The 19,871-nt window shown below is 69.2% G+C and carries 12 protein-coding genes; 7 read left to right on the top strand and 5 right to left on the bottom strand.

Annotation, left to right across the window (positions count from 1 at the left end; genetic code table 11):
* Positions 1–588 precede the first annotated feature (588 nt).
* Positions 589–2,685 (bottom strand): penicillin-binding protein 1C, encoded by a 2,097-nt coding sequence (pbpC, locus tag IED13_RS15775; protein ID WP_248312608.1) that lies wholly within the window; start codon positions 2,683–2,685, stop codon positions 589–591.
* Positions 2,686–2,780: 95 nt separating this feature from the next.
* Positions 2,781–8,039 (bottom strand): alpha-2-macroglobulin family protein, encoded by a 5,259-nt coding sequence (locus IED13_RS15780; RefSeq protein ID WP_191124721.1) that lies wholly within the window; start codon positions 8,037–8,039, stop codon positions 2,781–2,783.
* Positions 8,040–8,405: 366 nt separating this feature from the next.
* Between IED13_RS15780 and IED13_RS15785 the strand changes: the two genes are divergently transcribed.
* From IED13_RS15785 to IED13_RS15800, 4 genes are all read left to right on the top strand, one after another.
* Entirely contained in the window at positions 8,406–9,845 is a 1,440-nt protein-coding gene (locus IED13_RS15785) for a serine protease family protein (protein WP_191124722.1), read from the top strand.
* Positions 9,846–10,055: 210 nt separating this feature from the next.
* On the top strand, positions 10,056–11,045 hold the full coding sequence (locus IED13_RS15790; RefSeq protein WP_112764392.1) for a tripartite tricarboxylate transporter substrate binding protein: 990 nt from the start codon (positions 10,056–10,058) through the stop codon (positions 11,043–11,045).
* A 78-nt stretch (positions 11,046–11,123) separates the two neighbouring features.
* Positions 11,124–11,615, top strand: coding sequence for a tripartite tricarboxylate transporter TctB family protein (locus tag IED13_RS15795; protein ID WP_038363114.1), 492 nt, complete (start codon positions 11,124–11,126; stop codon positions 11,613–11,615).
* Positions 11,616–11,628: 13 nt separating this feature from the next.
* Complete coding sequence (locus IED13_RS15800; RefSeq protein WP_191124723.1) at positions 11,629–13,131, top strand: tripartite tricarboxylate transporter permease; 1,503 nt, start codon at positions 11,629–11,631, stop codon at positions 13,129–13,131.
* A gap of 10 nt (positions 13,132–13,141) precedes the next feature.
* Here IED13_RS15800 and IED13_RS15805 read toward each other — a convergent pair whose 3' ends face one another.
* On the bottom strand, positions 13,142–13,891 hold the full coding sequence (locus IED13_RS15805; protein ID WP_191124724.1) for an enoyl-CoA hydratase-related protein: 750 nt from the start codon (positions 13,889–13,891) through the stop codon (positions 13,142–13,144).
* A 199-nt stretch (positions 13,892–14,090) separates the two neighbouring features.
* On the opposite strand from IED13_RS15805, the gene IED13_RS15810 reads away from it, so the two are divergent.
* Positions 14,091–15,152: a DUF808 domain-containing protein gene (locus tag IED13_RS15810; protein ID WP_191124725.1), complete on the top strand. Its 1,062-nt coding sequence runs from the start codon at positions 14,091–14,093 to the stop codon at positions 15,150–15,152.
* Between the two features lie 11 nt (positions 15,153–15,163).
* Here IED13_RS15810 and IED13_RS15815 read toward each other — a convergent pair whose 3' ends face one another.
* Complete coding sequence (locus IED13_RS15815; protein ID WP_191124726.1) at positions 15,164–15,844, bottom strand: nitroreductase; 681 nt, start codon at positions 15,842–15,844, stop codon at positions 15,164–15,166.
* Between the two features lie 139 nt (positions 15,845–15,983).
* Between IED13_RS15815 and IED13_RS15820 the strand changes: the two genes are divergently transcribed.
* A complete protein-coding gene (locus tag IED13_RS15820) occupies positions 15,984–16,592 on the top strand; it encodes a histidine phosphatase family protein (RefSeq protein ID WP_210323630.1) in 609 nt (202 codons plus the stop codon).
* Positions 16,593–16,595: 3 nt separating this feature from the next.
* On the opposite strand, the gene IED13_RS15825 is transcribed toward IED13_RS15820, so the two are convergent.
* Positions 16,596–18,305, bottom strand: a complete 1,710-nt coding sequence (locus IED13_RS15825) for a lysine--tRNA ligase (RefSeq protein ID WP_191124728.1) — start codon at positions 18,303–18,305, stop codon at positions 16,596–16,598.
* A 338-nt stretch (positions 18,306–18,643) separates the two neighbouring features.
* Here IED13_RS15825 and IED13_RS15830 point away from each other — a divergent pair, with 338 nt between their 5' ends.
* Positions 18,644–19,795: an amidohydrolase gene (locus tag IED13_RS15830; RefSeq protein WP_038363127.1), complete on the top strand. Its 1,152-nt coding sequence runs from the start codon at positions 18,644–18,646 to the stop codon at positions 19,793–19,795.
* The last annotated feature ends 76 nt before the right edge of the window (positions 19,796–19,871 follow it).

The following is a 19,871-nucleotide window of genomic DNA, read 5'->3' on the forward strand; positions in this document are numbered from 1 at the left end:
AAGGGGTCTGCGAAGCCGTCGGATGAGGGAAGGGTCGCGCAAGCGGCCCTTTCTTGTTTTCGGCTGAGGTTCCGCCCTCATCCGTCTCGGCTGCGCCGAGCGACCTTCTCCCCGAGGGGAGAAGGAAGAAACCCCGGTTCCTCGACCAAACTTATCCCCGCCCTTCCAGCCCATGCCTATTCTCGCCTCGTCCCAGCCGACCGAGGGGCTTCGCGAGGCATCGTGGGCCGGTTGGGATTGCGGGTTTCGCGCTCCCGGACCGTTGCGGGTCCGCTGGATCGCCGCGCGTCCGACAGGACGCGATCACGGTGATCCTCTCTTTGGTCGCGCGGAGGTGCCGACTTCGTCCGGGCCGAACAGGCAGGCCCTGCCCTTTGCCGGGCTTCAAATACGAAGCGGACCCCCAGATACCCGTGCGCGGAGCCGGACGGCGCGAGGTCGTCGCTGTTCGACACCATCGACATCGACTCGACATCGGCACGCAGCCGTCGACTGCGAACGCCACCCGGCTCCGCGCATCCCTCGGATGTTAAAGCCCGAAAACCCCGCAGGCTGAGCCTGTCGGGGCTTTCGGTGCGTGCAAACTTGCTATTGCAGCCTGACCGAGACGCTCTCGCTCGCCCCCGTCCCATCCACCACGGAAATCCGCATGAAGCCCTTGCCGGGTGGCTGCCAGGCAGCCTCGCGTCGACGCAGCGGCGCGGTGACAGGCGTGCCGTCGACCAGCCAGGTGAAGGGCGGTGCACCGCCCGCGGCCTTCAGATTGAGCTGGCCCTGGCCGTCGAGGCTGTCGGCCGAGAGGTCGATGCGGGCGCCGTCCGGCGGGAAGGCGAGTTTCAAGGCCGGCGTCGCGATGGCGGCCACCGTCTTCGGCACATCCTGGCGCAGATGGCGCAGCGGCGGCGGCAGATGGTTCGTGCTGGCCACGATGGCGTCGGCGGGTTGCGGGAAGGGGCGCGGATCGATGCCGAGCCGGGCGAAGGCGTCGAACAGGATCGGCGCCGCCACCACGCGCCCGACGAGGCCGGGCACGGCGCCGTTATCGGCCCGGCCGACCCAGACGCCGATGGTGTGCTTGCGGTCGAAGCCGACGGCCCAGGCATCGCGATAGCCATAGGAGGTGCCGGTCTTGTAGGCGATGCGGCCGGGCACGGCGTTGAGCGGCGGCGGGGCGCCGAGCAGGGTGTCGGCGACATACCAGGCCGCGACCGGCTCGACGAGATGCAGGGGCGGCGTTCCGCTGGAAGACGGCTCCTCCCTGAACCGCAGCGGCGCCATCTCGCCACCGCGCGCCAGCCCGACATAGGCGCGGGTCAGATCCTGCAAGGTGATGCCGAGCCCGCCGAGGCCGACCGCGAGGCCGGGCGCGCCGCCCTCTTTCGGCAGAGCGACGGTGATGCCGGCATCGCGCAGTCGCGACAGGAAACGCTGCGGGCCGAGCGCCGAGAGCAGCTCCACCGTCGGGACATTCAGGGAGAGTTGCAGCGCCTTGCGGGCGCTGACCATGCCCTGGAAGGTCATGTCGAAATTCTCGGGCACATAGCTGCCATAGCGTGCCGGCCGGTCTTCCAGCATCGTCTCGGGATGGGCGATGCCGTTGTCGAAGGCGAGCGCATAGATGAAGGGCTTCAGCGCCGAACCGGGCGAGCGCAACGCGCGCGTCAGGTCGAGCGCGCCTGCCCGTTCGGCCGCGAAATAATCGACGCCGCCGACGGAGGCGCGGACCGCGCCGGTCTCGTTGTCGACGGCGAGGATCGCGATCGAAACCTGGGGCGCGAGGCCGAGGCTGCGCTCGCGGGCGAGGCCTTCCAGGCTCTTCTGTAAGCGGGCATCGAGGCTGAGACGGTGGACGCGCTGCGCCGGCGCCTCCGCCACGACCTGCTCGGCGACATGGGGGCTCAAGGTGGGGAAGGGGCGGCGTGCGGTCGGGATCTCCTCGTCGCGCGCGGCGATGACTTCTCCGGCCGTCGCGATGCCGGCACGTTCGATGCGGGCGAGCACACGGGCGCGGGCTTTTCGGGCGGCTTCCGCGAAGCGGTCGGGCCGGCGTGTCTCGGGCGATTGCGGCAGGGCGACGAGCAGCGCCGCCTCGGCGGTGGAAAGCCGCTTCGGCTCCTTGCCGAAATAGGCGAAGCTTGCGGCGCGCACGCCTTCGAGATTGCCGCCGAAGGGGGCGAGGTTGAGATAGAGGTCGAGGATCTCGGTCTTGCTGAGGTGCCGTTCCAATTCGACGGCGCGCACGGCCTGCCGGAGTTTTGCGGCAAGGTCGCGCTCGTCGCGCGGCTCGAGCAGGCGGGCGACCTGCATGGTCAGGGTCGAGCCGCCGGAGACGACGCGGCCATGCCGCAGCATTTGGCCGGCAGCGCGCAGCAGGCCGAGCGGATCGATGCCGGGATGGCTGTCGAAGCGCCTGTCCTCATAGGCCTTGAGCATGGCGAGGTAGCGCGGGTCGACATCGTCGCTGGTGACGGTAAGCTTCCAGCGGCCATCGGTGGTGAGGAAGGGCCGCAGCAGCCGGCCTTCGCGGTCGAGCACGACGGTCGAGCGGTCGGCGGCGGCGGAAAGGTCGAGCGGCGGGAGGGAGCGGATGTAGAGGGTGAGGGCGGTGGTGGCGGCAACGACGGCAAGGGCGCAGGCCGCCACCCCGATCTTAAGCTTGCCGAAGCGGCCAGGGCGCGGCGTCATGCTCGGGCTTGACCCGAGCATCTCCTGATCGAGATTCTCGGGTCTGCGCTTCGCTTCGCCCGAGAATGACGGACTGGTCGGGTCATTCACGGCCATCACCGCGCCGAACTGATCTCCACCGCGCCGAAGCCCGTGCGGCCGAAGCGATCCGGCCGGTACATGTCCTCGATCACGGCGGCCGGCGCGACGTAGCGGCCGGGCGAGACCGCCCGGGCGATATAGGCGACGGTGTAGGCGAGCTTGTCGCTCTTTCCGCCGGAGCGCTCGAAGGCCGCGACGAAGCGGTCGTCGCGCGCTTCGGTATGCACCGGCGAGACCTCCTGCTTCAGCCAGTCGAGCCCGGCGGTTGAGGCGCCCTCGGTCAGGTTGGCGTTCTCGATCTCCAGCCCGGCCGGCACCGGATCGACCAGCAGCAAGCGGCCGAAGCGCGGCGCGCCCTCGGTCACGTTGAGCGCCACGACATAGCGCTCGTTCTGGCGCAGGCGGGTGGGGTCGGCCCGCTCGCCCTTCATCGTGTAGATGACGCGTTCGAGGCCGAAACCCTGGTTCAGCGCCGGCTCCGGCGTGGTCGGGATGCCCGCGACGGTGATCACCGCCTGGGCATTGGCGCTGCCCGGATTGGCGATGGTCAGCGGCTTGGCGTCCAGCGCCTCGGCCGAGACGGTGCGGTAGAAGGCGCCCTTGCGGGCCGCGCCGTCGACGGTCAGCGTCATGCCCTCGGCCTCCTTGGACATGGCCTGCGCCGCCAGCACCATCCACATCTGCTCCTGCGTCGAGGTGTAGCTGTAGCGGGCGCTGTTGCGGGTGGCGTCGAGGAGGGAGACGGCGCGACCGATATCGGCGCGCTCGCCATTCGATTCCGCGATCAGCGCGAGCACGCCGGCACCGTCGCGCAGGCGCGAGCCGTAATCGGGGCGCGAGAACCCGTCATCGCTTGCCTGCTGGAGCAGGCCGAGCGCGCTGCCGAAAGCGGTGCGGCCCCGCGCCCGGTCGCCCAGCGCCGAGAGTGCGGCGCCGATCTGGGCGCGGGCGAGCGGGGTCGCGAAATCGCCGAGCTTGTTGTCGGCGAGATAGCGCAGATCGCCCATCACCGGCCGGCCGTTGCGGGCGAGCACATAGAGCGCATAGGCGATGCCGGCGGCCTCCTCCTTGTTGATGTCGCCGGTGTTGACGACTTGATTGCGCAGGCGGTCCAGCGCCATGTTGAAGGCGGTCTGCGGCACGTCGAACTTGCGCTCGCGGGCCCGCGTCAGGAAGTCCGCGACGAAGGCGTCGAGCCACAAATCCTCGCCGCCGACGCCCCACAGGCCGAAGGAGCCGTTGCCGCCCTGCCGGGCGAGCACGCGCTCGATCGCCTTCTGCACGCGCTCATCGGCATTGTCGTCGAGCGCGAGGTTCTCCATCGAGGCGAGCTGGTTGACCGCCAGCAGCGGCAAAGCCCGCGAGACGGTCTGCTCGGTGCAGCCATAGGGGTAGCGGTCGAGCGCCTTGAGCAAGGCGGGCACGTCGAGCGAGCCGAAGGGCGAGACCGAGACCGAGACCTGCCCCGAGCCCGGCACGAGATCGGCCAGCAGGTCGGAGGAGACGGTGACGGCGCCGCCATTGCCGGGGATCGGCCGGACGATGCGTCGCGCCAGCGTTGCGGCCGAGGGCTGCACCTTGACCGCGAGGTTCTGCACCGTGCCGATGCCGTTCGGCCCGGAGACACGCACGTCGAATTCGGCGCGGCCGAGGCCGGCTGCGGTGACGGGGATCGTCATCTGCGTCTTGGCGCCGGCCGCGAGCTGGACCGTGCGATGGGTCGCATCGGCGGCGACGAGGACCGGGCCCTTCACGTCGAGATCGACGGTGTAGGCGCCGGCGGGACCCTCGACATTGTCGATCTGCAGATGGAAGCGGGACTGGTCGCCGATGGCGAGGAAGCGCGGCAGCGTCGCCTGCGCCACGACCTGGTCGCGCACGATCACGTCGGCGCTGGCCTGGCCGGTGCGCCCGGCCGACCAGGCCACGCCCATGACGCGCACCGTGCCGTTGAAGGCCGGCAGGTCGAAATCGATCTTGGCCGTGCCGTCGGCCCCGACCTTGACGACGCCGGAATAGCGGGCGAGCGGCTCCTGCGTCGGCTTCTCGCCGTCCATCTTGGGCGCGGCGTCGCCGCCGGTGCGGATGGTGCCGCGCACGCCCTGCATGCCGTCGATCAGATAGCCGTAGAGGTCGCGCAGATCATGGCCGAGCTGGCGCTGGCCGAAGAAGTACTTGCTCGGATCGGGGCTCTCATAGCGGGTGAGGTTGAGGATGCCGACATCGACGGCAGCGACCGTGACGAAGGCGTCCTCGCCGGCTTTCAGCCCGGAGAGCTTGACCGGCAGCGAGAGCGTCGAGAGCGGGCGCATCAGCTTGGGCGCGCCGAGATCGACCGCCAGCGTGCGCTCGTCCTTGCCGATCTGGAACCATGCCAGACCGATGGCGCGGCCGGGCAGGCGCTTGGCGGCGGTGTCCATCGGGCGATGGGCGAGCACGACGAGATAGGCGCTCGCGCCCCATTCCGACTTCACCGGGATCGTGGCGGTGGTGCCGCCCTCGGTGATGTCGATGGTGCGGATGTCCGCGAGCTTGTCGCTGATGACGGCGAGCGTCGCCTTGCCGGCGAAGCGCGGCGAGAGCCGGACCTGCACGGTCTCGCCATTGGCGTAGGAGGCCTTGTCCAGGGCGACGTCGAGCACATCCGGCGTATCGGCCGTCTTGTCGCTCTCATAGCCGACGCTGAAGGAGACGGCGGTCGCGGCCTCCTCGGCGCCGTCGGAGGTCACGTCGAGCCGGTAATTGCCCCATTCGACGGGCGCGGCGATCTTCGCCGGCTCGGTCGCGGAGACCGTGACCTGCCCGTCCGAGACGCGCCGCGTGGTGGTGACGCCCTCATAGTTCCAGCGTCCGTCCTTGAAGAACCACTGATAGTTGCGGCGGACCTTCGAGAGCACCCATTTCACGTTCGGCCGGCTGAGCCGCTTGCCGTCGCCGGTCGCCATGATGACGTCGAAGGTCGCGGTCTGGTTGTTGCCGAGCTCGCCGTCCTTGAAGGTCTGCCGGACGCCGATGGCCGCGCCCTTGGGCACGATCGGCACGGTGACGGAGCGGGCGATGGCGCGCCCGCCGGGCTCGCCGACGCGCACTGTCATCTCGACCTCGAGCGGGCGGTTGGTCTCGGCCTGCTGGACGGGGTTGGAGATCGTCGCCTTGCCGGCGGCGTCGGTGGTGGCGCTCTCCTCGAATTCGGTCTGGATGGGATCGAAGGATTCGTCGGTCAGACCGACCTGATAATCCCCGAAGCCGGGGATGGCGCTGGCGCTCGCGGCGCGCAGCGTCATCGAGCCGGTGACGTCGAGCGCGGAGCCCGGCGCGCCATAGAGATAGCGGGCGGCGACGTTGACCTCGGCCGGCTCGCCGGCCTGGAGCACCGGAGCCTTCGGGGTGAGCGTGAGCTCCAGCCGCTCGGGAACGTAATCCTCGACGAGGAAGGAGGTCTCGCCGATCGCCTGTCCCTTCGGATCGGCATAGGCGAGGACGCGCCAGGTGCCGGTGGCGGCGCCGGAGATCAGCGGGATCGAATGGGCGCGGCCGCCGGCACCCTGATCCTCGACCTGACGGCGGCGGTACTCGACGCCGTCGGGGCGCTTGACCACGATGGTGAGCGGCAGGCCGGTGACGGCGGCGCCCTTGGCGTCGCGCAGCAGCGAGGTGAGATAGACCGTCTCGCCCGAGCGGTAGACGCCGCGCTCGGTATAGAGGAAGGCGTCGAGCCCGGCCGGCGCGACGCGGCCCTTCACGCCGCGATCCGACAGATCGAAGGCGGTCTGCTTCAGGTCGAGGAAGCCGTAATCCTCACCCAGCCCGGCGGTGACGAGGCCGGGCGCGTTGCCGCCTTCGCCCTTGGCGAGCCCGGCATCGAAGCGGGCATAGCCGTTGGAATCGGTCTTCGCCGTGCCGAGCACCTCGTTGTTGCGGGCGATCAGGCGCAGCTCGGCATTGGCGATCGGCTTGGCGTCGGCCAGCGAGCGGGCGAGCACATGCACGCCGTCCGGCCCGGAGAAGGAGGTCAGGCCGAGATCGGAGACGACGAACCACTGCGTCGCGCGGGTCGAGCCGTCGTCATAGGAATCGCCGTCGTCGCCGGTCGCGGGCGCGGCCGGGCCGCCCGAAGGCTTGGCGAACATGACATAGACGCCGGGTTTCAGGCTGCCGACCGCCTCGACCACCGGGAAGGCGGTGACGACGTCCTTGTTGAGCTCGGACTTCACGTCCATCGTGCCGGTCCAGACGCTCTGGCCCTTGTCGGAGGCGATCTGGCGGGATTGCCACGAGCCGAGCTGGCTCAGGAAGTCGTCGGAATGGACCGAGTTGATCAGGTTGCGGTCGCCGATCCGCATCACCTCGAGGTCGAGCTTGCCCGAATTGACCGAAACGACCGGGATGCCCTGCTGGCCGGTGCGGGGCAGGACGTAGTTCTTGCCGGTGAAGCGCACCGAGGGCGTGCGGTCGCGGACATAGATCTCGTAATCGGCCGATTTCAGCAGCGTCTCGTCGGGGATGGCGGAGGGCACGCCCTGGCGGATGACGATGGCGTAGCGCTCGCCATGGCGCAGCCCGTCGACGCAGATCTGGCGTTCCTCGCCGCTCACGGCGAAATCGCCGGAGCCGCCGGAGATCGCGACATAGGGCGCGAAATCGACATTGCCGCGGGCGAGCGGTTCGGAGAATTCGAAGCAGGCGCGCGGGGAGGCGGCGTCGGAATCGACCTGGTTCGAGAGCAGGCGGAAGCCGCGTTTTTCGCGCAGATCCTCATAGCTCTTCTGCAGCGAGGCATTGGCGGTGAGGTCGAGGCTGAGGCGATAGGTCGTCAGCGCCGGGCGCCAGAGCTCGTATTTCTCGAAGGTCTGGGCGAGCACGCCGAGCGAGGAGGCCTCGTCGGTGCGGTTGCTGGCGCGGCTATAGGCGAGATAGGCGGCGGTGATGGCGCGCTCGCGCATCTCCCAGCGCTCGCGATAGTCGCGCGGCTCGATGCCGCTGGCGGCGCGGGCCATCAGGCGCCAGGCGGCGGCATTGCCGGAATCGGCGACCACGGCGGCATTGGCGAGCGGCAGGGCGCCGCGCGCATCGCCGCGCCCGAGCACGATGTCGCCGGCGCGGACGAGATCGGCCGCCGGGCGGTTGCCGGCCGCGACCTCGCGCTTCAGCCGCTCCTCCAGCCTCTGCCCGTCGGCCGCGAGATCGGTGCGGATATAGGCCTTCTGGGCGAAGGCCGGGGCGGCCGCGAAGCTCAGGCAGAGCGCGACCAGGAGGCGGGGCAACAGGTTCATCGTCGATCCTCTTCGGCGGCCGAGGGCTTCAGCGTGGCTGGCGAAGGCTTCGGACCGATGACGGTGCTGAACGGGCCGGCAGGCTATCACCGCGCCGCGCCCGTGCAAGTCATGCGCGTGAAGGATGCGGCGGCGCTGCGCGCGGGCTAGGCGGTTCGATTGGGAAACACGCGGGTCATCCCGGACGGAGCGAAGCGGAGAGCCGGGATCCATGCCGGAGCCTTTATCGGATGGGCTCCGGCATGGATCCCGGGTCTCCCTGCGGTCGCCCGGGATGACACGCGCTGGGATGCCCTTCCCCGGTTGCAGCGCCAGGCGTTCTGACGCTCAATGCAGCCGCTCCGCCCCCCTGTCGAGGACGAGACCATGTTGCCTGACGATCGAAACCGAGCGCGAATCAAGCAAGCCGGTGCGGCCCTGCTCGGTCTGGCGCTGCTGGTGGCCGCGTCGGGCGCACAGGCGCAGGCTCCCGCCCCGGCCGCGCCCAACCCGCAGATGGCGGCGGCGCAGGCGAGCTTCGAGGCCCTGCCCGAGGCCGAGCGCAAGGCGATCCAGACCGACCTGATCTGGGCGGGCCAGTTCAACGGCGCGGTCAGCGGCTCCTTCGGCCCGCTGACCTTCCGCGCGATCAATGCGCTCAAGGGCGGGCGCGGGCCGGCGGACGGCGTCCTCGCTCCGGCCGATCGCGCGGCACTGGCCAAGGCGGCGCAGGCGGCACGCGATGCCGCCGGCTTCCGGCTGATCAATGACGACAAGACCGGGGTGCGCATCGGCATTCCCGGCAAGCTCCTGCCGAAGCGCGACGCCACGCCCGCCGGCGGCAGCCGCTGGCAGAGCGCCGACGACAAGGTCACGCTCGACACCACCGCCTCGCCGCCGGGCGACGATCTCGCGGCGCTGTTCGAGAAGGCGACCGCTGTCAGCCCGAACAGCCCGCGCAAGATCACCTACAAGCTGCTCCGGCCGGATTTCTTCGTCGTCACCGGGGAGACGCCGACAGGGCGGTTCTATCGCCGGCTCGCGGCCGGGCCGCAGGGCCTGCGCGGCTTCTCGATCGGCTACGACAAGGCGCTGGCACCGACCGTCGACAAGCTCGTCATCGCGATCGCCGCGAGCTTCGAGCCCTTCCCGACCGGGCCGGCGCCTGCAAGCGGGACTGCTGTCGCCAGTGCTGCTGCGCCGGCATCGGCGCCGCCGCTGACGCAGCCGGCGGCGCGCAGCAATGAGCGCTATGGCGTCGCGGTGCTGCTCTCCGACAAGGTCGCGCTCGGCGCGGCGTCGGCGGTCGAGGGTTGCCGCAGCCTGCGGGCCGGCGCTCGCACCGCCAGGCCGCGGGCGAAGGATGCCAGCGGCCTCGTGCTGCTCGATCTCGACGGAACCGGCGGGGGCAGGCCGCCCGCATTGGCGGGGCAGGCGCCGGATGCGGGCGCAGCGCTGGTGCTGGTCGCCTTCAGCGACGATGCCGGCAAGCGCGCCGCCGTGGCGCTGCCGGGGCAGGCCCTGCGCGCCACCACCGGGGCGGCGGTGCTGGCGCCGCTGCAACCCGGACAGGCCGGAAGCCCGGCCTTCGACCGTCAGGGCCGGCTCGTCGGGCTGGTGACCGCCAACCCATCCGACAAGCAACTCGTCGCCGGCATCGCGCCGCAGCGTTCCTATGCGCTGGCGGATTCCGCCGCGATCCAGGGGGTTCTCGGCAATGCCGGCCTGTCGCTGACGACCGATTCAGGCGCTGCCGCGAGCCTCAGCACCGGCGCGGTCGTCGATAAGGTCTCGGGCGCGGTCGTGCCGCTGGTCTGCGGCTTGTAGCGCTTTTCAGCGCCGGTTTCCCGAAGCCCTTGCTGCGGGGAGCACCCATGCCCGCCGTGACGAAACCCGCTGGAAAAGGCTCTTTCTTCGCCGAAATGCGAAGTTGCCACCGCTTCCGCGATCGGCTCAGATGACCCGGTTATCTCAAGAGCGCCCCGCCAGCGGTGAGGAGCGCTCAGCCCCTAAAACGATTTAGCGGAGGAATGACAGATGACCACCCTCGACAGACGCAGTGTGCTCAAGGGAGCGGCGGCGGGGGCTGCCGGCCTGATCGCCGCGCCTGCCATCGCACAGGCCAAGTTCCCATCCCGTCCCGTCACCCTGGTATGCCCCTGGGGAGCCGGCGGCGGCACCGATGCCGTCGTCCGCATCATCGCCTCGCTGCTGGAAAAGAGCCTCGGCCAGCCCTTCAGCGTGGTGAACCGCACCGGCGGCTCCGGCGTGGTCGGCCATTCCGCGATCGCGACGGCGCCGCCGGACGGCTACACGCTCGGCATCATCACCTCCGAGATCGCGATGATGCATCACCAGGGCCTGACGCAACTGACCTATGCCAGCTACACGCCCTTGGCGCTGATGAACGACGACCCGCCGGGCGTGCAGGTGAAGTCGGATTCGCCCTACAAGGACGTGAAGCAGCTCGCGGATGCGATCAAGGCCGCGCCGGCCGGCAAGTTCAAGGCGTCCGGCACCGGGCAGGGCGGCATCTGGCATCTCGCCCTCGTCGGCTGGATGCAGGCGATGGGGCTGAAGCCCGACCATGTCGCCTGGGTTCCCTCGAACGGCGCCGCGCCCGCGATGCAGGACCTCGCTGCGGGCGGGCTCGACCTCGTGACCTGTTCCGTGCCCGAGGCCCGCGCGATGATCGATGCCGGCCGCGCCAAGGCACTCGCCATCATGGCGGCAGAGCGCAACCCGCAATTCAAGGACGTGCCGACACTGAAGGAGGCGCTGAACATCGAGGTTCCGCTCGGCTCCTGGCGCGGCATCGGGGGGCCGAAGAACCTGCCGCCGGACGTCGCCAAGCTGCTCTCGGCCGAGCTGAAGAAGATCTACGACTCGCAGGAGTACAAGGACTTCATGAATTCGCGCGGCCTCTCGATGAAATATGCGGACGCGGAGAATTTCGGCTCGTTCATGGCCGAGAGCGACAAGGCGATGGGCGCCTTCATGAAGGCGGGCGGGCTCGCCAAGGGCTGACGCTCAGACCTCGCGCAGCCGGGCGCGGCCGCAAACGCCGCGACCGGCCTCTTCCCGTCACGAAAGCCGTTTTTGCCCATGCTCCTCTCAGACAAGGTCACCGGAGGTGTCGTCGCCGTTCTGGGCGGCCTCGCCTTCGCCTATGGCTCGCAACTGCCGCCGGTGCCCGGCCAGCAGATCGGCCCTTCCGCCTTCCCGATGGTGATCGGTGCCGGCCTCGTCCTCTGTGGCGGGCTGATCATGCTCGGGATCGGCCATCGCTTCGAGGAGGTCGCCGAGGCCGATCTCGCCAGTCATACGGCGCCGGAGCAGCTCGCGCCGCTGCCGGCCTGGCGCAACTGGCTGGCCTTGCTGCCGCCGGCGCTGCTGGCCTTCTATGCGCTGGTCTCGGAGACGCTGGGCTTCCTGCCGACGTCGGCGATCATGGTCCTGGTGGCGAGCCTCGCCTTCGGAGCCAGGCCGAAGCTCGCCGTGCCCCTCGCGATCATCGCGCCCTTCGTCATCAACCTGATCTTCCTCAAGCTGCTGCGCGTGCCGCTGCCCGGCGGCATCCTGCCCTTCCCCTGGTGAGCGAGGCCTGACGATGGACACCGTCATCAAGGCCTTCGGGCTGGTCTTCCAATTCGATGTGATGATCGCGATCGTCGCCTCCGCCTTCTACGGGCTGACGGTCGGCGCGCTGCCCGGCCTGTCCGCGACAATGGCGACGGCGCTGCTGGTGCCGGTCACCTTCTATCTCTCGCCGATCGCCGCGATCGCGACGATCATCACCGCATCGGCGATGGCGATCTTCTCCGGCGACATTCCGGGCTGCCTCCTGCGCATTCCCGGTACGCCGGCCTCCGCCGCCTATACCGACGAGGCCTATGCGATGACGCGCAAGGGCCAGGCGGAGACGGCGCTCGGCATCTGCCTCTGGTTCTCGGCGCTGGGCGGCATCGCCGGCACGCTCTCGCTGATGCTGATCGCGCCGCTGCTGGCCGATGTCGCGCTCTCCTTCTCGACCTATGAGAATTTCTGGCTCGCCATGCTCGGCCTGATGTGTTCGACGCTGGTGGCGCGGTCATCGCCGATCAAGGCGATCGCGGCGATGCTGCTCGGCCTGCTGATCACCTGTATCGGCATCGACAATCCCGGCGGCGTGCCGCGCTTCACCTTCGGCTCGACCGACCTGCTCGGCGGCATCGAGCCGATCCCGGCGCTGGTCGGCGTCTTCGCGCTGGCCGAGGTGATGCGCGCGCTGACCGAGCGCGAACCGCCCAAGATCGAAAACCGGCGCCTGGGCTCCATTCTCAAGGGGCAGTGGAAGCTCACCAAGGAATACCCCAAGCAGCAGACGCGCGGGAATATCGTCGGCATCATCATCGGCGTGCTGCCGGGCGCCGGCGCCGACATGGCGGCCTGGGTCAGCTATGCGATGGCCAAGCGCTTCTCGAAGACGCCCGAGAAGTTCGGCACTGGCCATCCCGAAGGGCTGATCGAGGCCGGCGCCTCCAACAACGCCTCGCTCGCCTCGGGCTGGGTGCCGGCGCTGCTCTTCGGCATTCCCGGCGATACCATCACCGCCATCGCCATCGGCGTGCTCTACATGAAGGGGCTGAACCCCGGGCCGACGCTGTTCACCCAGCAGGCCGAGAGCATGTACGCGCTCTACATCATCTTCATCCTCGGCAACATCATCATGATCCCGTTCGGCATCGTCATGATCCGGTTGGCGAGCAAGGTCGTCGGCGCGCCGCGCTCGGCGGTGATGCCGGTGATCATGATCTTCTGCGCGGTCGGCGCCTTCGCGACGGCCGGCAACAACCTGTTCGCGGTCTGGTGCGTCGCCCTCTTCGGCATCATCGGCTTCGTGATGGAGAAGAACGGCTATCCGGTCGCGGCGATGGTGCTCGGCATCGTCATGGGGACGATGGTGGAGCAGAGCTTCGTCACCTCGCTGATCAAGTCGGACGGTTCGATCCTGCCCTTCTTCGAGCGGCCGGTCTCGTCCGTGCTGGCGGCGATGACGTTTGCGGCGCTGCTCTGGCCGGTCTTCTCCTGGACGCGCGACTGGCTGAGGGGGCGGAGAGCCGTGGCGGCCTGACGAGCCGTCGCTATTTCTTCAGGAACGCCGCGAAGGCCGCCATGGCCTCGGCCGAGCGCAGGCGCTCGCCGAAATGATGCGCCTCCGTCGCGATGGTTTCGGCCACCGCAGCAGCAGAGCCGCGCTTCAGCAGCATCTTGGTCAGGGCGACCGATTGCGGCGGCAGTGCCGCCAGCGCCTTCGCCTTGGCGAGCCCATGCTCCAGCGCCGTGCCCTCCGGCACCACGGCATTGACGAGCCCGGCCCCGGCGGCGGTCCCCGCGTCGAAGGCCTCGCCCAGCATCAGCAGTTCCGCCGCCTTCTTCGAGCCCGCGACCAGCGGCAGGAGATAGCTCGACCCGCCCTCGGGCGAGAGGCCGAGCGTGACGAAGGGCAGGCGGAAGCTCGCACCGCTGCCTGCGAAGGCGAGGTCGCAATGCAGCAGCATCGTCGTGCCGATGCCGACGGCAAAACCCTCGACGGCGGCGACGATGGGCTTCTTCGCCGTCGAGATCGCGTCGAGGAAGTCGATGGCGACGCGCGGGCCTTCGCCGGCTGCGGCGGCCATAGCGAAATCCTTGATGTCGTTGCCGCTGGTGAAGCAGCCGCCGGCGCCGGTCAGCAGGATGGCGCGGATCGCGTCATCCGCCTCGGCCGCGGCGATGGCCGCGATCAGCCCGGCATAGCTGGCGCGGTCGAGCGCGTTCTTCCGGTCGGGCCGGTTCATGGTGATCTGCACGACGCCCGCCGCGACGATCTCGCTCAACACGCTTTCGCTCATCTCGGTCCGCCTTCCGGGGAATGTCCTGCCGGGATGGCATGCGCTTTCCCGGCGGGTCAAGCGAGGCGGGCTTCGCCTTTCGTCACGGATCGCCCGCCCTTCGCACCGGTGCCGTCGTCAAGCGGGAAGCGGAGCCTGCGCGATTGCGCGCGGCGCACAAGCTCCTATCCTGCCGGACACGCCGATAGGGGAGAGACGCTTGGCATCCGGTCTGTTCGCATTGCTCGACGATGTCGCCGGCATCGCCAAGGTCGCGGCGTCGTCCGTCGACGACATCGTGGCGCAGGCGGGCAAGGCGGGGGCCAAGGCGGCGGGCGTCGTCATCGACGATGCGGCGGTGACGCCGCGCTATGCCGTCGGTTTCGCGGCCTCGCGCGAATTGCCGATCATCTGGCGCATCGCGCTGGGCTCGCTGCGCAACAAGCTTCTCTTCCTGTTGCCCGGCGCGCTCATCCTGGCCGTGGTCGCGCCCTGGGCGATCACGCCGCTGCTGATGGCCGGCGGCGCCTATCTCTGCTTCGAGGGAGCGGAGAAGCTGCTGGAGCTGGTGCTGCCGCATGGATCGCAGGATAGCGCGAAGGCGGGGGAGGCGGCGGCCGGCGATCCCACGGCCCTCGAACGGCAGAAGATCGCGGGCGCGATCAAGACCGATTTCATCCTTTCGGCCGAGATCATGGCGATCACGCTCGCGGGTGTGTCGGACCAGTCCTTCTGGATGAAGGCGGCTGTGCTCGCCATCGTCGGCATCGGCATCACCGCCGCCGTCTATGGCGTCGTCGCCCTGATCGTGAAGGCAGACGATGTCGGCGTGGCGCTCGCCGGCAATGAGCGCCCGGCTACCAGCCTGCTGGGGCTGAGGCGGCTGGAACCGGGCGAGGCGAGCTGGCCCGACCGCACCCTGCGCCAGCTGACGCGGCCGCTCGGCCGCGGCCTCGTCGTCGGCATGCCCCATTTCCTCGGCCTGCTCGGCGCGGTCGGCACGGCGGCGATGCTCTGGGTCGGCGGCGGCATCATCATCCACGGGCTGGAAGGCTACGGGCTCAGCGCGCTCGGCCACTCCATCCACGATCTCTCGGTCGCGACCGGGAAAGCCCTTCCGGCCGGGTTGAGCGGGGCGGGCGAATGGCTGGCGGGCGCGGTGCTCGCGGCGGCCTTCGGCCTCGTTGTCGGCGGCATCGCCATCGTCGCGATGCATTGGGTGGTGAGCCCGATCTTCAAGCTGTTCCGCAAGGACGAGCGCAAGGCGTCGCTCGGCGGGTAGGCTTTCCCCGTTCAGTCCAGCCAGGTGGTGAAGTTCTCGACCGGCTCGCGCTCGGGCACCAGGCGGTTGGCCGGGGCGTCGGGGTCGGCCTTGCCGATGGCAATGCCGCAGACCACGACCTCGTCCTCAGGGATAGCGAGCTCGCGCCGCACGACCGGGTGGAACTGGGCGAAGATCGCCTGCGGGCAGGAATCGAGGCCGTGGCCCTGCGCGGCGATCAGCAGATTCTGCACGAACATGCCGAGATCGAGCCAGGAGCCGATCTCCAGATCGCGGTCGATCGTGACCATCAGCGCGACCGGCGCGTCGAAGAAGCGCAGATTCGCCGCCGTCTGGCGCTTCATGCCCTCGATGTCGCCCTTCGCGACGCCGAGCAGGCCGTAGAGATCCCAGCCGACCTTGCGGCGGCGCGAGAGATAGGGCTCGCGGAAACGCTCGGGATAATAGCGGTATTCCTCGGTGCCGGGGCGCTCGCCGGCCTCGAGCGCGGCGAGCAGGGCGGTTTCGAGCCGCGTCCGCGCCTGCGGGCCGATCACGCGGAGCTTCCAGGGCTGCATATTGGTGCCGGAGGGCGCCTGCGCCGCCAGATCGATCAGCCGGCGCAGCAAGGCAGGATCGACGGGGTCGGGCCGGAAGGCCCGGATGGCGCGGCGCGCGCGGATCGCACGTTCGACAGCTTCGGCGGTCGTCATGGAAAGGTCGATCTCCTGCGGTCCTGTGTGTTCGGCAGCCTGCGACGAAGTCTCGAATCGGTCGCGGCGCGGGTCTGCGTGGTTATCGTATAGGCGGATGAGGCGGGTGGCATCGGCCGGCCCGCAGGGAGGAGCGAGCATGATGGCCGCAGCAAGGTTGGTGGTCGCGTTGCTGGCGGCAGCGGCCATGGGGTCACCCGCCGCCGCGCGCTCGGTCGAGACGATCGTGCTCGTCCGGCATGGCGAGAAGCCGTCCGGCGGCTTCGGCCGGCTCGATTGCCAGGGCCTCAACCGGGCGCAGGCCTTGCCCGGCGTGATCCTGGGCGCTTTCGGCAAGCCCGATGCGCTGTTCGCGCCCGATCCCGGCCATCTCAAGAAGGATGACGGCGTGAAATATCCCTATCGGCGCCCGCTCCAGACGCTCGAGCCGCTGTCGCGGCAGCTCGGCCTGCCCATCCAGACGCCCTATGGCTACAAGCAGACCGGGCGGCTGGCGCAGGCGCTCGATGCGCCCGACTATCGCGGCGCGACCGTGGTCGTCGCCTGGGAGCACAAGCGCCTCGTCGATCTCGCGCGGCGGCTCATGACCGAGCATGGCGGGGATGCCGATGCGGTGCCGCGCTGGCACGGCAGCGATTTCGACGGCATCTATGTCGTCCGCATCGCGCGCGATGGCGAGACGGCGCGCGCAAGCTTCGAGCAGCGCCGGCAGGGGCTGGACGGGCAGTCCCGGAACTGCCCGCCCTGAGGGTCAGCCGCCCTTGCGCGTCTTCAGGAAGGCGGCGTGCTCTTTCAAGAGATCACCGCTGAGCGCCTTGGCGATCAGCGCCCGGGTGTTGGGCAGGCCGTAGATCGCCGCGAAGGAGCCGAAGCGCGGGCCCTGATCCTCGCCGAACATCACCTGGTAGATCGCCTTCCACCAATCGCCCGAGACGCCCGGCCGCTCCGGCGTCGCGTTCTTGGCGGTGAGGTTCTGGTAGCGCGGGATGGCCCGGGCGACGTCCAGCGCGGTGTCCTGCACCATCTCCGGTGTCGGGTCGGCGGGTAGGGCGGCCAGCGCCGCGTCGAGCTTGGTGAAGGCGTCGCGCTCGACCTCGTCGGCCGGGCGGTAGCTCTTCGCCGGCTTCACGAAATCGCGGAAATAGGCGATCGCGTAGCCGACCAGCGCGTCGAGGCGCGGATGGGTCTGCGGCGACATGCCCGGCGCGTAGCGCTGGAGGAAGCCCCAGAGCACGCCCTTGTCCTCGGAATTCGCGACGGCGACGAGGTTCATCAGCAGGCCGAAGGTGACCTGCGTCCGGACCGCGTTGTCGCCTTCGCCCGAGGCGATGACCTCCGGCGCCGGCGGGTTGCCGGCATGGATGTGCCAGACCGGGTTGCCGAGCCGGTTCTTCCAGTCCTGCCGCTCATAGCCGTTGAGGAACTGCAGATACTCGTCGATGGCGCGCGGGATGACGTCGAAATGCAGTTTCTTGGCCTCGCGCGGGCGCTGGAACATGTAGAGCGCCAGGCTCTCCGGCGGGCCATAGGTCAGCCAGTCCTCGATGGTCAGGCCGTTGCCCTTCGACTTCGAGATCTTCTGGCCGAGATCGTCGAGGAAGAGCTCGTAGTTGAAGCCTTCCGGCGGCGTGCCGTCGAGCGCGCGGGCGATCTGCGAGGAAACCTTGACCGAGTCGATCAGGTCCTTGCCGGCCATCTCGTAGTCGACGCCGAGCGCGACCCAGCGCATCGCCCAGTCGGGCTTCCACTGCAGCTTCACATGGCCGCCGGTTACCGGTGAGACGAAGCGCTCCTTCGTCTGCGGGTCGGTCCAGGCGATGGTGCCGGCCTCGACATCGACCTCGTCGATCGGCACCTGCATGACGACGCGCGTCTTCGGGTGGATCGGCAGGAAGGGCGAATAGGTCGCGGCCCGCTCCTCGCGCAAAGTCGGCAGCATGATCTTCATCACCGCATCGTAGCGGGCGAGCATCTTGAGCAGCGTCGCATCGAACTCCCCGGCGCGGTACGAGTCGGTCGAGGACTTGAACTCGTAGTCGAAGCCGAAGCCGTCGAGGAAGGCGCGCAGGCGCGCATTGTTGTGGCGGCCGAACGAGTCATGCGTGCCGAACGGGTCCGGCACCTCGGTCAGCGGCTTGCCGAGATTGTTGGCGAGCAATTCCTTGTTCGGCACGTTGTCCGGCACCTTGCGCAGCCCGTCCAGATCGTCCGAGAAGGCGATGAGGCGGGTCGGAATCGTGTTGCCGGTGAGCACGCGGAAGGCGTGACGGACCATCGAGGTGCGCGCGACCTCGCCGAAGGTGCCGATATGCGGCAGGCCCGAGGGGCCATAGCCGGTCTCGAAGATCACCGTTTTCTTGCCCGATTTCTCGATGCGGGCCACCAGTTTGCGCGCCTCCTCGAACGGCCAGGCGGCCGAACGCTGGGCGGCGTCAACAAGGGCTGCGTCGAAGGCGGGCATGGGGGCTGGTGTCCTCTCCGTGTCTGTCCAGAAAGCGATATCGCTTATCGGCGGACCACGGGCTTTGGCAGATCGAAAAGGGGTGCGTCAATGCGCGAAACGCACAGCGGCGGCATTCGGATGATCCTTTGCCGTGCTCCCCTGCCAGTATAGCTTGACGACCTCGCTGTGGCTGAAGCCGCAGCCCTCATCCTGAGGAGGTCGCGAATGCGGCCGTCTCGAAGGATGTTCCAGGGTGCTCTGGAACATCCTTCGAGACGCGCTCCTTTGGAGCGCTCCTCAGGATGAGGGCTGCGGAACGCATTTGCGAGGCTATCGATTTTGAAAGGAACCCCGCCTTGGACCGCGACCTGCTCGACAAGCTGACCGCCTGGCGACGCCATCTCCACGCCCATCCGGAGCTTGGCCGTCACGAGAAGGCGACGAGCGCCTTCGTGCAGGAGAAGCTCACCGAGCTCGGCGTGCCCTTCACCGCCGGCATCGGCGGCCATGGCGTGGTGGCGACGCTGAAGCGCGGCGCCTCCGAGCGCAGCGTCGGCCTGCGCGCCGACATGGACGCGCTGCCGATCCAGGAGGCCAGCGACCTGCCCTACAAATCCGGCACGCCCAACGTGATGCATGCCTGCGGCCATGACGGGCATACCACCGCGCTGCTCGGCGCCGCGGCGCTGCTCAAGGGCGACGAGGGCTGGAGCGGCACGGTGCAGTTCGTCTTTCAGCCGGCGGAGGAGGGGGCGGGCGGCGCCCAGGCGATGCTCGCCGACGGCGTGCTCGAGCGCTTCCCGATGGAGCGCGTCTTCGCGCTGCATAACTGGCCGGGGCTGGAAGCCGGCACCGTCGCGGTGCATCGCGGGCCGGTGATGTCCGAGCCCGGGCGCTTCAAGATCACGCTCACCGGCAAGGCGGGGCATGCGGCGCTCCCCGAGCAGACGCATGATCCGATCGTCGCGATGGGCCATCTCATCGTCGCGCTGCAGACGATCGTGTCGCGCAATGTCGATCCGATGGAGTCCGCCGTGGTCTCGATCGGGCAGGTGCATGGCGGGCTCGCCTCCAACCAGATCCCGACCAGCGTGTTCATCGAGGGCACCTTCCGCACCTTCGTGCCGGCGGTCAGGAACCGTCTGCTGGCGCGGCTCAAGGGCATCGCTGAGAACATCGCCGCGACCTTCGAGATGACGGCCGCGGTCGAGACGACGCATGGCAGCGCCACGATCAACACGGCTCCCGAGGAGGAGATGGCCGTCGCCGCCGGCGAGGCCGCGGGGCTCGCCGTCCGGCGCGACCTGAAGGCCAGCACCACCGGCGAGGATTTCGCCTATTTCCTGGAACGCCGCCCCGGCTGCTACATCTGGATGGGCAATGGCCCGGCCGTGAATGGCGGCGACCTGCACAATGACCGCTACGACTTCAACGACGCGATCCTGCCGGCAGCGTCCGGCTGGCTCGCGGCCGTGGCGAAGCAGGCGCTGGCCAGCAACGCGCCCTGAGCTTCGCCAAGGCGGGCAAAGTCTTCGAAGGCGAGGCGCCGGCGCCTCGCCTTCCGAACCGGAGGAACCGAAGCAG

Source organism: Allobosea spartocytisi, from assembly GCF_014764685.1.
Taxonomy (GTDB): Bacteria; Pseudomonadota; Alphaproteobacteria; order Rhizobiales; family Beijerinckiaceae; genus Allobosea; species Allobosea spartocytisi.

Coding starts and splice junctions, on each gene's coding strand:
- IED13_RS15815 (WP_191124726.1), bottom strand. CDS start 15,844: ATGACGACCGCCGAAGCTGTCGAACGTGCGATCCGCGCGCGCCGCGCC.
- IED13_RS15820 (WP_210323630.1), top strand. CDS start 15,984: ATGATGGCCGCAGCAAGGTTGGTGGTCGCGTTGCTGGCGGCAGCGGCC.
- IED13_RS15800 (WP_191124723.1), top strand. CDS start 11,629: ATGGACACCGTCATCAAGGCCTTCGGGCTGGTCTTCCAATTCGATGTG.
- IED13_RS15780 (WP_191124721.1), bottom strand. CDS start 8,039: ATGAACCTGTTGCCCCGCCTCCTGGTCGCGCTCTGCCTGAGCTTCGCG.
- pbpC (WP_248312608.1), bottom strand. CDS start 2,685: ATGACGCCGCGCCCTGGCCGCTTCGGCAAGCTTAAGATCGGGGTGGCG.
- IED13_RS15825 (WP_191124728.1), bottom strand. CDS start 18,305: ATGCCCGCCTTCGACGCAGCCCTTGTTGACGCCGCCCAGCGTTCGGCC.
- IED13_RS15785 (WP_191124722.1), top strand. CDS start 8,406: ATGTTGCCTGACGATCGAAACCGAGCGCGAATCAAGCAAGCCGGTGCG.
- IED13_RS15805 (WP_191124724.1), bottom strand. CDS start 13,891: ATGAGCGAAAGCGTGTTGAGCGAGATCGTCGCGGCGGGCGTCGTGCAG.
- IED13_RS15790 (WP_112764392.1), top strand. CDS start 10,056: ATGACCACCCTCGACAGACGCAGTGTGCTCAAGGGAGCGGCGGCGGGG.
- IED13_RS15795 (WP_038363114.1), top strand. CDS start 11,124: ATGCTCCTCTCAGACAAGGTCACCGGAGGTGTCGTCGCCGTTCTGGGC.